This is a genomic window from Bartonella sp. MR168JLCBS (assembly GCF_042194175.1).
This window is the reverse complement of sequence record NZ_JBHIMP010000014.1, coordinates 1-12,444: the sequence shown is the minus strand read 5'-3', so window position 1 is coordinate 12,444 and position 12,444 is coordinate 1. Positions and strand designations below refer to the sequence as shown.

General features: G+C 42.8%; 15 protein-coding genes. 11 read left to right on the top strand and 4 right to left on the bottom strand.

Going from position 1 to position 12,444, the window contains the following annotated elements; genetic code table 11:
- The 3 genes from ACFIK8_RS07540 to ACFIK8_RS07530 all read left to right on the top strand — a co-directional run bounded on the left by ACFIK8_RS07540 (nucleotide 1) and on the right by ACFIK8_RS07530 (nucleotide 4,893).
- The gene (locus tag ACFIK8_RS07540) at nucleotides 1–3,144 is read left to right on the top strand and encodes a DUF4815 domain-containing protein (RefSeq protein ID WP_375669089.1); all 3,144 of its coding nucleotides are present in this window, start codon (nucleotides 1–3) and stop codon (nucleotides 3,142–3,144) included.
- A 13-nt stretch (nucleotides 3,145–3,157) separates the two neighbouring features.
- Nucleotides 3,158–4,513: a Bgr_08870 family protein gene (locus ACFIK8_RS07535; RefSeq protein ID WP_375669088.1), complete on the top strand. Its 1,356-nt coding sequence runs from the start codon at nucleotides 3,158–3,160 to the stop codon at nucleotides 4,511–4,513.
- A gap of 119 nt (nucleotides 4,514–4,632) precedes the next feature.
- Nucleotides 4,633–4,893 carry a hypothetical protein gene (locus ACFIK8_RS07530; protein ID WP_375645192.1) on the top strand — a complete coding sequence of 87 codons (261 nt, stop codon included), beginning with the start codon at nucleotides 4,633–4,635 and terminating at the stop codon, nucleotides 4,891–4,893.
- Here ACFIK8_RS07530 and ACFIK8_RS07525 read toward each other — a convergent pair.
- On the bottom strand, nucleotides 4,890–5,246 hold the full coding sequence (locus ACFIK8_RS07525) for a type II toxin-antitoxin system HigA family antitoxin (protein ID WP_375613954.1): 357 nt from the start codon (nucleotides 5,244–5,246) through the stop codon (nucleotides 4,890–4,892). The genes ACFIK8_RS07530 and ACFIK8_RS07525 overlap by 4 nt on opposite strands.
- Before the next feature lie 77 nt (nucleotides 5,247–5,323).
- Between ACFIK8_RS07525 and ACFIK8_RS07520 the strand changes: the two genes are divergently transcribed.
- Complete coding sequence (locus tag ACFIK8_RS07520; protein ID WP_375628620.1) at nucleotides 5,324–5,620, top strand: HigA family addiction module antitoxin; 297 nt, start codon at nucleotides 5,324–5,326, stop codon at nucleotides 5,618–5,620.
- A 9-nt stretch (nucleotides 5,621–5,629) separates the two neighbouring features.
- Here ACFIK8_RS07520 and ACFIK8_RS07515 read toward each other — a convergent pair whose 3' ends face one another.
- The 3 genes from ACFIK8_RS07515 to ACFIK8_RS07505 all read right to left on the bottom strand — a co-directional run bounded on the left by ACFIK8_RS07515 (nucleotide 5,630) and on the right by ACFIK8_RS07505 (nucleotide 6,867).
- Nucleotides 5,630–6,016 carry a hypothetical protein gene (locus ACFIK8_RS07515; protein WP_375641101.1) on the bottom strand — a complete coding sequence of 129 codons (387 nt, stop codon included), beginning with the start codon at nucleotides 6,014–6,016 and terminating at the stop codon, nucleotides 5,630–5,632.
- Nucleotides 6,009–6,260, bottom strand: a complete 252-nt coding sequence (locus tag ACFIK8_RS07510) for a type II toxin-antitoxin system Phd/YefM family antitoxin (protein ID WP_375645208.1) — start codon at nucleotides 6,258–6,260, stop codon at nucleotides 6,009–6,011. Before ACFIK8_RS07510 ends, ACFIK8_RS07515 begins: the two co-directional genes overlap by 8 nt.
- Nucleotides 6,261–6,384: 124 nt before the next feature.
- Nucleotides 6,385–6,867: a Rha family transcriptional regulator gene (locus ACFIK8_RS07505; RefSeq protein WP_375653048.1), complete on the bottom strand. Its 483-nt coding sequence runs from the start codon at nucleotides 6,865–6,867 to the stop codon at nucleotides 6,385–6,387.
- 357 nt (nucleotides 6,868–7,224) lie between these two features.
- Here ACFIK8_RS07505 and ACFIK8_RS07500 point away from each other — a divergent pair, with 357 nt between their 5' ends.
- From ACFIK8_RS07500 to ACFIK8_RS07470, 7 genes are read left to right on the top strand one after another with little or no spacing between them, the layout of a single operon-like run.
- On the top strand, nucleotides 7,225–8,616 hold the full coding sequence (locus ACFIK8_RS07500; RefSeq protein WP_375669087.1) for a phage tail sheath subtilisin-like domain-containing protein: 1,392 nt from the start codon (nucleotides 7,225–7,227) through the stop codon (nucleotides 8,614–8,616).
- Nucleotides 8,616–9,122 carry a phage major tail tube protein gene (locus ACFIK8_RS07495; RefSeq protein WP_375669086.1) on the top strand — a complete coding sequence of 169 codons (507 nt, stop codon included), beginning with the start codon at nucleotides 8,616–8,618 and terminating at the stop codon, nucleotides 9,120–9,122. Before ACFIK8_RS07500 ends, ACFIK8_RS07495 begins: the two co-directional genes overlap by 1 nt.
- 2 nt (nucleotides 9,123–9,124) lie before the next feature.
- Complete coding sequence (locus ACFIK8_RS07490; protein WP_375653044.1) at nucleotides 9,125–9,412, top strand: phage tail assembly protein; 288 nt, start codon at nucleotides 9,125–9,127, stop codon at nucleotides 9,410–9,412.
- A 38-nt stretch (nucleotides 9,413–9,450) separates the two neighbouring features.
- On the top strand, nucleotides 9,451–9,522 hold the full coding sequence (locus tag ACFIK8_RS07485) for a GpE family phage tail protein (protein WP_081485993.1): 72 nt from the start codon (nucleotides 9,451–9,453) through the stop codon (nucleotides 9,520–9,522).
- Nucleotides 9,519–11,816, top strand: coding sequence for a phage tail protein (locus ACFIK8_RS07480; protein ID WP_375669085.1), 2,298 nt, complete (start codon nucleotides 9,519–9,521; stop codon nucleotides 11,814–11,816). The genes ACFIK8_RS07485 and ACFIK8_RS07480 overlap by 4 nt, the downstream gene beginning before the upstream one ends.
- A gap of 5 nt (nucleotides 11,817–11,821) precedes the next feature.
- Entirely contained in the window at nucleotides 11,822–12,202 is a 381-nt protein-coding gene (locus tag ACFIK8_RS07475; RefSeq protein WP_375669084.1) for a phage tail protein, read from the top strand.
- Complete coding sequence (locus ACFIK8_RS07470; RefSeq protein WP_375659613.1) at nucleotides 12,199–12,423, top strand: tail protein X; 225 nt, start codon at nucleotides 12,199–12,201, stop codon at nucleotides 12,421–12,423. The genes ACFIK8_RS07475 and ACFIK8_RS07470 overlap by 4 nt, the downstream gene beginning before the upstream one ends.
- Nucleotides 12,424–12,444: the final 21 nt, after the last annotated feature.

Here is a 12,444-nt window from a genome sequence, read left to right as displayed (position 1 = left end):
ATGAAGCATGAAAGTGGTTTACCCTTTGCAATTGACAGATCGGTAGGCAAAGATGAACAACAAAGCGTGGTGTTTTATGGACAGCGCCCTTTTCTTCAAGCGGGTGAACTTAATGAGGTTCAAACCATCATCAGGGGGCGTCATGCCCGCTTGGGGCGCCTTGTTGCAAAAGAAGGGGACCGCGTTGAACGGGCTGATGCTTTTGTCAACAAAGAGACAAGGACCGTAACGTTAACGGATGGCAAGATTTATATTGCCGGTGATATTTTCCCCGTTGCACCCGCTGTACTCAACAATGTTGCCATGATTGGGCGCTTGGAAATTGGTGTGAAGCTACAAAAAAAATGGGTGACATATGAGGATGATCCAGAGCTATTGGGGCAAGTCCCTGGCACTTTGGCAGAAGGAGAGCCCGGTGCCGCCCGCGAAACAGCAAAGCTTGTTTGGGCACTGAAAGAGGATGCGCAGAGTGGCACTTTCTTTCCCGTTTATATTTTACAAGATGGTGTTCTGATTGATCAAAAATCACCCTCATTGCTTGAACCCGCCATGCAAGCTATTGCGACGTATGACAGAGCCCATGGACATTATATCGTGAGTGGCTGCCGTGTAAGCGCATTGGGAGCAAATAAAGGTTGCCAAGTGTTTAGTATTCAAGAAGGAGAAGCCAATATCAATGGCTTTAAACGCAAACACTTAGCCGCCTTGCGCCATGAAGAGCCAGAGGATTTTTCGACAAGCGTTGTTCCAAGCGAAACGCATATTTTTGCGCCTCCAAAAGGGAAAACAAGTTTTACCTTTAAACCCTATTATTTTCCTATTGCTGATATTCAGTCTCTTTTGTTGACAAAAGAAAAAACCGTTAACGTCACCCGTGGTGCCGTTGCCGCTGGGCGTGATGGTGTTCCTGATAAAAGCATCACTTCTTTTATTAAAGTCGTTCAAGGAAACAAGGAATTTAAAGAAGGCACAGATTTTAAAAAAACCGGAGACACCATTGATTGGGCACCCTTAGGAGACGAACCTTTACCGGGCAGCAGCTATAAGGTGACTTATCGCACCCGCGCAAAAATCACGGCTGATAAAGTAACAGAGCAGGAAATCACAGTCTCAGGTGGGGCGCAAGGTGGTGATATTATCGTCAGTTACACTTACAAATTGCCCCGCATTGACCGTATAGGTCTCAACACAGGGGGCAATGTGGTTTACATCAAAGGTATCTCGGCAGATCACCCCATGGCACCCAGTGTCCCTGATGATGTGTTGTCCCTTGCAACGATCACCAACAATTGGCTTGAAACGCCGGTTGTGGTCAATGATGGCACACGTGTTGCCCCCTATGATGAGATGTGGCGCTATTTTCAACGGGTGCTTTCGCTTGACCGGTTGATGCAGTTAGAGCGTATTAAAAGCAATGTGGACTCTAAAGAACCTGTCGCCAAAAAAGGCATGTTTGCTGATCCCTTTCTTGATGACTCTTACAGAGATGAAGGCTTTCAACAAACGGGGGCTGTAGGCAATGGCATTTTGCAGCTTGCCATTGACCCAACATTCTATACCGCTCCTTTAAAAGCGCCTGTTACCCTTGACTGGACAAATGAAGTGATCATTGCGCAAGAGTTGACAACGGCTTGCGAAAAAATCAACCCCTATCAAAATTTTGCACCCCTGCCTGGTACAGTAACCCTTGAACCCGCGACAGACTTCTGGCACGAACAGCGCACCGATTGGCTCTCAAGCGTGACCAATCAACTGAACATGGGATGGAACCGTGGGAGAAGCATTCGTAAAACAGAAATCAGTGATAATTTGGTGAGTGCAACCCAAGAGAAAATCGATTTTTTGAGACAAATTACCCTTTTCTTCAAAATTGAAGGTCTTGGCAAGTGGGAACAATTAGAAAGCCTCACTTTTGATGGTGTGAATGTTTTGCCGAATTATCCCCTTTTTGCCGATTCTTATGGCGCCATTGAGGGCACTTTTAAGATTCCTAAAAATATCACTGCTGGCACAAAAAATGTTGTGGCACGGGGAATGGGTGGAACAATTGCAACGGGGCTTTTTACCGGTCAAGGTGTGATTGATGTGAAAGTCATGCGGCGCACCACAACGGTGAAGATATGGACGCAAGTAGACCCACAAGCGCAAGTTTTTACCCCCGATGAAACACGGCAAATCACCGGTATTGACTTTCATCTTTGCAAAATCGGTAATCAAAACCATGATCTGGTGATTGATTTGGTCACCACAGAAAACGGTTATCCGACCGCCGATATTCAAGCACAAAGCTTTTATTCCATGAAGGGCGCAAAGCTAGGGTGGGCAGAGGCACGCTATGATGTACCACTCCTTGTGATGGATGACCGCTTAACGGCTTTTGTTATTAAGACAGATGATAGTAATCATTCTGTTTCACTGGCAAAGCTTGGGGATTTTGATGCAGAACATCAGAGATATGTCTCGAGCCACCCTTATGTAACGGGACCACGCTTTTCTTCAGTTAACGCACAAAGCTGGACCGCCCATCAAGATGAGGCTTTAGCCTTTAGGGTGCTAGCAGCCCGCTACACACAAACAGAAAAAGTCGTAGACTTAGGCACTTTTGATCTTGTTGATTGTTCTGATTTGCAAATACGTGCAGCCATTGAATTGCCTTCAAGCGATTGTTCTGTCATCTTTGAAATTGAAAGAAACAACGGATCGGTTTATCAACTCCTTCCCTTTCAATTACTCAGCCTTACCGAATATATCAGTGAAAAGGTAAAGCTTCGCGCTATTCTCAAAGGCACCGAAAAGCTTTCACCCGTCTTGTTTGCTCCTGTTCAATTGATTGCAGGCAAGATCCATAAAACGGCCACTTATGTCACCCGTGCTTTTACCTTTGGAGAAAAGGCAAGGTTGACCAGTTATATCAAAACCTTTTTACCGGGCGGTGCAACCTTTACACTCGAGATGCAACTGGATGATGGTGCTTTCACCCCTTTGAAACTCGACGAAACAGAGCAACTCGCTGAACCGCTTTGGACAGAGCGCAAATTTATCAGTGGTGATAAAACAGCCAAACAAGCGCGCCTCAAACTCACGCTTACTGGTGGACCGGCGGCACGGTCAATGGTGAGTGATTTTGGCGCCGGTATATTGTGATGGGAGAACAGAGATGACAAAAACCAAAAAACTCGACATGGAATTGCCGAAAGAAGGACGCTTTATCAGTTCTGAATTCCCAATCTTGCGCGAAAACTTGACGAAAATTGATCAAGCCATGATGGAAGTTGAGGTAAAGGTAGACGAAAAAGCACCTTTAAAACACACGCACACAATAAGTGATGTTGCCGATCTTGAAGCGGCTCTCAAAGGCAAAATGGCAGCCGATAAAACCTTCTCATTTACTGATTTAAGCGATCTCGAGGGCGCAAAAGATGCCGCAAATAATTATGTTCTCTATAAATCAAGCAACAATAACTTCACCTTTGGCAGTGCTGTCTCACTGTTAGGCGCACATCAACATAAAACCGAAGATATTGTGGGGCTTGATGATTTTAGAGCCAAAATCAACGAAGATCTGACAAGCTATGGACGCCTCACAAGTCCAAATGAGTGGCAGAATTACAATAAATTTACCAGCAAAGTGACTATGAGTGGTGGCTTAGAACTCATAGGCAATTCATCACTCAACCTTATGCATAACAATGAAGTAGTCACTCGTTTAAGCGCAAGCGGAAGCATGTTGAAAGGACCGCTGAAAGTTGATGGTGATCTTGTTTATACGAAATCAGAAATAGATATTCTCAAGCAGGAAATTAAAAACATCAAAAAAGATTTGATTAATAAACTCATTATTGCCGATGCTGAATTGCTCTACACGCAAGATGGGAAAATTGAATGGCCAGATTGGGTAACAGACCAAACTAGGTTAGAAATCCAAGCATGGGGTGGCGGTGGTAGTGGTGGCGGAGCGGATACGCCAAGATTAGGAGGAGGTGGCGGCGGTGGCGGTTGTTCAGTCTGGTATGGCTATAAAGCCAGTTTAAATGGTCATGAAGATATCACAATTGGTAAGGGTGGAACTTCTGTTGCATCACTCCGTGCAACAGGTAATTCTGGAGGAACAACGACCGTTGGCAAAAATTTTATTACCGCTAAAGGAGGAAATGGTGGAGGGGGGGCTTATTATAATACATCAAGGGGAAATACTTATTACTATTCAGGCATTGGTGGAACTGGGGGCATTGGTGGAAATTTTGGTTTAGCAACAGACGCACATCTAGGAATTGCCAAAGGCGGAAATGGTTATGCTGGAACGAGTGGAATTACTGGCAAGATAAGCGGTGATGGCGGTGATGCTGGAGGCGATACATCAAGGGGTGGTCCTGGAGGACTAGCACAACATAACTATACTTCAGGAAAAGGAGGTCGTGGTTTTGGTGGTGGCGGTGCTGGAGCTGTTAGAGATTCCTATACAAGTGGTGCTGGAGCTGATGGCGCTGTTCTTATAAGATTATGGAAAGATTAAATACAAAACCAAAAATAGCGCAAGTCAAATGGATAGCTGTTGTATAAGCGAGCTTGTATGATTTTTAAGTCCTTTTATCACTCTTTCAAAGCCTGTTAAAGCCCTTTAAAGGGCTTTTTTTGACTGACAGTGTCAGTCTTATGGAGCATGGTGATGCTTGTTATAATCTCTTCATTGATTTGGAGAGCAAGATGACAATAGAATTTAAACTTCGTATTCACTTTATTAAGAATGGCAAGGGATCTAAGTTTTTGGCAATATTTGATCAGACAGCCTTTGATGCAGTTGTAAAATCCTTGATGTTGACGTGCAAATTTATCCCCTCCATGCGCCTATCCTTCTCTTTACGCATGAGGTGGAGAAAAGAAAAACAAGTCTAAGCTATTAGGCTTTCCAATGGGATATTAAACTGTTGGTGCAAATTTTTAATCATGCGTAGTGTTAGTTTTCTTTTTCCACTCAAGATTTCATAAACGCGATTTAAATGACCAATCGCAGGAACGAGATCTTTAGCACTTAAGTTCATTTGTTCCATTCTAAATTTAATAGCTTCAATCGGGTGAGGAGGAGAAACAGGATAGTGTTCTGCTTCATACGCTTCAATCAACAACACAAGAACCTCCATTTGATCAAATTCTGGAGTATTCTCTTTAGGTTGATTGTCAAACATTGCAGACACAATTTCTAAAGCTTCTTGATAATCTCTCTCTGTACGAATTGGTTTGATATTCATTTCTTAAATTACACAGTATTGATGTTATACTGTTTAGATTGTAATGGTTTTTAAGTTAATTGCAAAGAAGACTATCTATGACTATACGCAATCCTAATCGTTGTCCTACTCATCCAGGAGAAGTTTTAGCAGATATTATTCCTGAAACAGGCAAAACAAAGTCAGAAATTGCACAAATGCTCGGTATATCACGCCAACATCTCTATGATATTTTAAATGCCAAAAAGCCTGTCTCTCCTTCTCTTTCGGCTTGTCTTGGCAAAATGTTTGGGAATGGAGCTGCCATATGGTTACGTATGCAAGCCAATTATGATGCGTGGCATGCTGAACGTGAAACAGATGTTAGCAAAGTTCCAATACTCCACGCTGTTTGACTTTGTGACTCAATCTCTAGAGACTTTTCCAAGTGGTTTTATTGCTTTAACTTCTTTAATTTTAAGTGCAATTTTACGAACGAAAGCAAGACTAAAGCGCCCTTGTGGTTTTAAATCTTCAAAGTCAAACAAAGATTCGCAAGGAACAACATTAAATTCATCAACACGCACCCAAGATTGCTTTTGCAACCCCGCACGTCTACATTCTATCTCAGGTACTTTTAAGCTATATTGTAAATTAATAGGCTCTTGAGAAGTGATAGGAAACAAAAAGAAATGGCTTTCAGTTTTAACCATAACACAGGAAGGACGCGCTTTGCGCCCCGAATGTTCACCTTTTTGCGCTTGTTCGTGCCATAAATAATAATATTGAACAACATCCCCTGCTTTAAACATATTCGTCGCCATTTAAAATATCATCTAAACCACGATCTAAATCGTCTAATATATTTTGCGGTGCATCTGCATAAACAAAAGATTGTGCACCAGAACGCGCTTTTATTAATTCATGATATAAATCAACAGGAAGCATAATGATTTTTTCACGCCCTCGCTTTGTTAAAGCTACAGGTGTAGACATAGCCTCGTCTAAAATATCGCCTGCCCCGCGGTTTACATCTGTAAAACTATATTTTTTCATATGCACATCCTATCTTTAATGTATAATACGTATTATACGTACAATATGTATTATGTAAAGATATTTTATGCTGTTAACCACCTCCCCGCCTCAAAGACGAGGAGAGAAAATCATGTTTTTAAAGTTAAGCAGCTTTTACAACAGGGCTTGCTAAAACTCGTTTGGCTTCTTTTGTAACTGATTTATAATGATCAAGCTCTTTTTCGATTTCATCTATTTTCAAAAGACGACCAAAGATGATACCCATGATTTTAGGATAATTTGTCAAAACATATTGGCGAAGATAGTTAAAATCATCAAAGTCATGTCCTAGCTGTAAAGCTGATTGCCCCTCAAGCTCTATCCAACGGTCAATGATCTTAGAACGCAATACTGTACTGTATCCGGAAACTAAGATAAGACACTCGCGTTTAGGGAGGTTATAGCAGACTAATTTACGTCCTGTAGAATCCTTATAATTTCCCTGAAATTTACTCACCTCAATTTTGAGGTCAGTACATATTTGCCGAATATCTCTTACAATATTGTCATGCCTTTTATCGCACAACTTTGCAATTTCACGGCTAGACATTGTTAATGTAGTTTGAGTGTTTACTAAATTGTTCATGATGAACTCCTTGTTGACTAATGTTTTTGATTGACACTCAATGAAGAATGCCGGGTGCTCAAAAACACGGCAACAAGCCCGTCGTTATGCTTTTCCCTCGAAAGGGTATTTTATGGCATAACCACACCCGACCCCACTATTATACGCGCGTAGCATATAATGAGTCAAAGTCTTTAATGCACAGAAGACTGATTATTTCGGTAACCAATCCGCTTGTTGTTTTAAGGTGTTTTTGAAGCACCTTTGTATGAATCTAACGGTTTTAAAGTTTTTGTCAAGTCACTCGTCAGAGCGGCTTTTTACCTCTCATTTTTCCCATTCATTTTAATTCACCCCTCATTTAAAGGAGCATAAAGTATGGCAACAGGTTTTCTACACGGTGTTGAAGTTGTCGAGGTTGACGACGGCACCCGCCCCCTTCGCGCGGTACAATCGGCAGTTATCGGGATTGTTGGCACGGCGCCCGATGCAGATGAACAAGCATTTCCTCTTAATACACCCGTTTTGGTAACAGGCTCTCTTTCACAAGCAGCTAAACTGGATAAAACGGGTAAGCGTCAAGGCACCTTACCCAATGCCCTTGATCTCATTTTTAAGCAAGTGGGTGCCATTGTTGTTGTCGTGCGCGTGAACGAGGGTGACAATGAAAACGCAACACTCACCAATGTTCTAGGTGGTGTGAATGCAAATGGCGCTTATGAAGGCGTCCATGCTTTGATTGGAGCGGGGTCCATTGTGGGACAAACACCACGCATTCTCATTGCTCCAGGCTTTACACACAAACTCCCTATCAGTCTTAGCAAGATTGATGTGATAAACCAAGGAAGCGGTTACACTCAAGCAACGGTTAAAATTGCCGGCGGGGCAGAAGCAGAAGCAATCCTGAAAGATGGAAAAGTAACGTCTATTGTCATTAAGGACAGTGGTTTTGATTATCAAACCGCCCCAAATGTGACGATTGAAGGAGATGGCACTGGTGCGACAGCCAAAGCCAAAATCAGTACAACCTCTAATCCTGTAGCAGCAGAACTGATTGGCATTGCAGAGCGTCTGCGTGCTATTGTGGTGCTTGATGCACCAAACACAACAGATGAAGCAGCCCTTGCCACAGCAAAGGATTTTGATTCAAAACGCGCCATCATAGTTGACCCTTTTGTAAAGGTGAATCGTGATGGAAAAATCTTAGAACAGCCAGCAAGTGCAGCAGTTGCTGGTGTCATTGCTAAAACTGATTTTACACACGGTTTTTGGCATTCCCCTTCAAATAAAGTGATCAATGGCATTGTTGGAACTGCGCGCCCCATTGATTTTTCCATTGGTGATCGATCAAGCCGCGCTAACCTTCTTAACGAACAAAACATCACAACAATTATCCGCGAAAATGGTTATCGTCTTTGGGGTAATCGCACCCTTTCAAGCGATACAAAGTTTGCTTTCTTATCGGTGGTGAGAACCGCAGATATGATCAATGACGCCATTTTGCGCGGGCATCTATGGGCTGTCGACCGCAATATCAAAAAAACCTACATGAGTGACGTGAGTGAAAGCGTCAATGCCTATTTGCGTGATTTAAAAGCACAAGGCGCCATTCTTGGTGGGCGTTGTACGCCTGATCCAGAGTTGAATACAGCAAGCGCTATTGAAGGCGGCAGAGTCTATTTCAATGTCGAATTCACACCAACAACACCAGCAGAACACATCACATTCCGTTCACGCATTGTGAATGATTATTTAGAGGAGATTTTTTAATGGCTATCCCCGTTTTACCAAGAGTTTTGAAATATTTTAACATTTTTGTCGACGGCATTCCCTATCAAGCAAAATGTGAAAGCGTAACATTACCGAATTTGAACTTGGTTGTTGAAAATTATCGTGGCGGAGGCATGGACTCCTCCATTGAAGTTGACCTTGGTCTTGAAACCCTCACACTTAGCATGACCATTTCTGATTGCTCTCCAGAGTTAATGGCACTGTTGGGGCGCACTGATGTCGACATTTCATTACGAAGTTCAATGCAAGCGCAAGGCACACCCGCAGAAGGTGTTGTCATTACCATGAAAGGACTATGCAAAGGCTTTGAAATGGCAGAATGGCAACCGGGGAGCAAAGCAACATCCACAGCAACATTTACATTGCAGTATTTTAAATATGTCCAGAAGGACGTTGAAATTGTTGAGATAGACGTCCCCAACCTCATCAGAAAATTCAATGGCGTCAATCAATTAGCAGATCATAGAGAAAACTTAGGATTATAAAAATGACAGTACAAACAAGCATTACACATAAATTATTGATACCTGTTACTTTTGAGGGAAAAGAGCACACCACAATTACCTTACAGCGCCCCAAAACAAAAGATCTGCAAGCAATCGACAAAAAAGAAGGCATAGAGCAAACAATTGCTATGGTTGCACGCCTTTCTGGATGGGCACATGAAGCGGTTGGAGAACTCGATATTAATGACTTGTCGAGCATTGGAGAGATTTTGGAGTCTTTTATCAAGCGGCGGGATACCTCGACTGGGAAAACGCCGCTAAACTCATAGCCGATATTACCATTGTGTTCCATTGGTCCCTTTCAAAGATGATGGAAATGGAACCGCAAGAACTCATATTCTGGCGAAAACAAGCAGCAGAAAGGTATAAGACAAAATGAGTGAAAAAGTTGCTGATGCAAAGGTGAAACTGTCTCTTGAAGACAAACTCACCGCGCCTCTTAAACGTGTACAAAAAAAATTCGATACATTGTCTAAAACACTCTCACATAGTTTGGGTATTCCGCGCTTTTCTGCTGCTGTAAAAAACATGACAAAAAGCCTTCATGGCGTTCAAAGTGCTCTTGGAGTGGCGGCAAGCCGTGCTTCGGTCTTTACCGGTGTCTTAGGGCTTGCTGGTGGTGGTCTTGTGGCAAGTGTAGCCGCCCTCACCATGAAAACCATGCATCTGGGGGATAGTCTTCATCACGCATCACGCCATTTGGGGATGAGTGTTGCATCGCTTCAATTATGGGGCGATGCAGCCGATAATTCAGGATATTCTGCTGAACTTTTTCAACAATCTCTAGCAACTTTAAATAGGCGTTCAGCACAAGCATATGCTGGACAAAAAAGAGGCATTATGGGCTTTGAAGCACTTGGCATTTCTGTCAAAAACGCTTCTGGAAAACTCAAATCAAATTCGGCTTTGTTGGAAGAAATTACCGACAAGATGAGTAAGATGAAAAATCAAGCACAAAGACAGCATATTGCCGCTCTGCTGTTTGGGGGCGATGGTAAAGAAATGGCGACCATGCTTGCACAAGGCATGGCGCCTATCAAAGAGCTGTTTGCAAAGGCGCGAAAAGGAAAATGGCTCATAGGTGCCGATGTTGCACGCTATGCAGCAGATTTGAGTGATAAGCTTGGTGCTTTTAAGAAAAAAATAGGCGGTATCGCGAGCTTTATTGGCGCCCGTTTCATGCCCGTGATTAATGATATGATTGACGGTTTTTCAAAGTTGATTGATGAAAACCGCGACCTCATTCAAACAACCGTTGCGAGCTGGGCAAAAACCTTAAAAAAAGTCCTTAATGATTTGCTTAACCCTACCTCCGATTTAAGAAAAGGCATCAGTGATCTCACAGAGAGAATTAAAGGCTGGTTCCAATGGCTAGAACCTCTGATTGGTGAAATAACCCTTTTCAAGGTAGGACTTGTGGCACTTGGTTCGTTCATTTTTGGTCCACTCATTGCCGCATTAGCCGCAGCGGGAGCAGCGTTTGTCACACTTGGCTATACTATAATGACGACACCTATCGGTTGGCTAATTGGCGGCATCGCAGCTCTTGTTGGAGCTGGATATCTGCTTTATAAAAATTGGGACAAAATCAATGGCTGGCTGCTTACATCACTAGCCATAGTAAGCGCAGTTTTTATCAGGCTTGCTTTCGCTCTTTCAGGACCAGTGCTTTCAGCCTTCACTTCCGTTGGTTCTAAAATTACCGGTCTGGCTGCAAATCTTGGAAAATCCCTGCTCTCAAAAATAATCGCAGCAGATAAAGCTTTTATTAGATTTTCTGCTACTCTGGGAAGATCACTGCTTTCAGCATTAGCCTCAGCTGCTTCTGCAGTTGCCAGTTTTGCTTTAACTCTTGTAGGAACACTGATTTCGGCAATAACTGCCGTTGGTTCTGCTTTTATATCGCTTGGTATCGCAATCATGACCACTCCTATCGGCTGGATAATGGCTGGTATTGCTGCCCTTGTTGGAGTTGGATATCTGCTCTACAAAAATTGGGATACGGTAGTAAGCTTCATAAGCAACTTGTGGAATTCTTTTGCGAGCTTATGTAGTAACGTTTTCAATAACCTCTTGACGCTCTTTAAAAACTTTTCACCACTCTCTTGGATTTCGAAAAAAATCAATGCATTGATTGAGTGGCTGTTTGGCATCGATTTAATGGAAGCAGGTTCCAATCTCATTGGTAGCTTGTGGGACGGCATCAAAAGCCAATGGAATGCTCTGTCTGAATGGTTTAGCGGCATGATAAGCAAATTAACCAGCTGGATGCCTAATTGGATGAAAAAAAAGCTAGGCTTTAATGTTTCAATCAACAAAACTTCAACCCAGACCATTAAAACCTTTACCAATGAAACCAATGCACGGGCAAAAAAAATGCTGGATACAGTAGTGGTTACAAACACCCCGCCTGAAAAACGCAAGAGTGGTTTTAATACAAGTGTCATTGAAACAGGACAAATGCAGGCAACAAATAAAGTGGGTGCCTTTAAAGCTCCAAAGCCCATTACGGTTCATAAACCCGTTGAAGTAGACGCCCGTGTAACCATTACAAATCTCAATATTTCCGTCCCCAATGGTTTAAAGGACGAAATCAGAGACGCTGTCAATCAAGCACTTGAACGCTATGCAAAACAGCAACGTTTAGCCATAGCCTCTAGCCTTTCGGATTAAATACCATGATGTTAGCTTTGGGTGGTTTTATTTTTTCGATTGAAACAGCAGCTTATCAAACACTTGATATGTCTTATGGGGTTCCATGGGTAGAGCAAGGGCGATTGGGGAGAAAGGCGGCTCTTCAATTGCCTGCTGTTGCAAATGCGGAATTTTCTTTAGCAGGCGTGATTTATCCAGATTTCAAAGGTGGTCACAGACAGCTCGAATATTTGCGGCAAATAGCGCATATGGGACCTCACATTCTTGTGACTGGTCAAGGCAAAATCTTAGGTAAGTTTGTCATTCTTTCTGTAGAGGAAAAGCAAAGCATTTTTCATCATAATGGCATCCCCAAAAAACAAGAATTTACAATAAAATTGAGAGAATATGGTGAAGACCTATGAGTGACCTTTATATGACCAAAGATGGCGATATGGTGGATGCCATTTGCTGGAAATACTATGCAAAGGGTCAACAAGCACTTGCTGTTGAACGCGTCTATGCAGCGAATTTGGGGCTTGCAGACTATGGACCCATTTTAAAAGCAGGCATCACCATAGTTTTGCCGTCCCTCCCCTATCCGAAAGCCACACCAGTGATCAGAATTTGGGGTAGCAAATCATGAAACCTTTTTGCACGGTTCTGG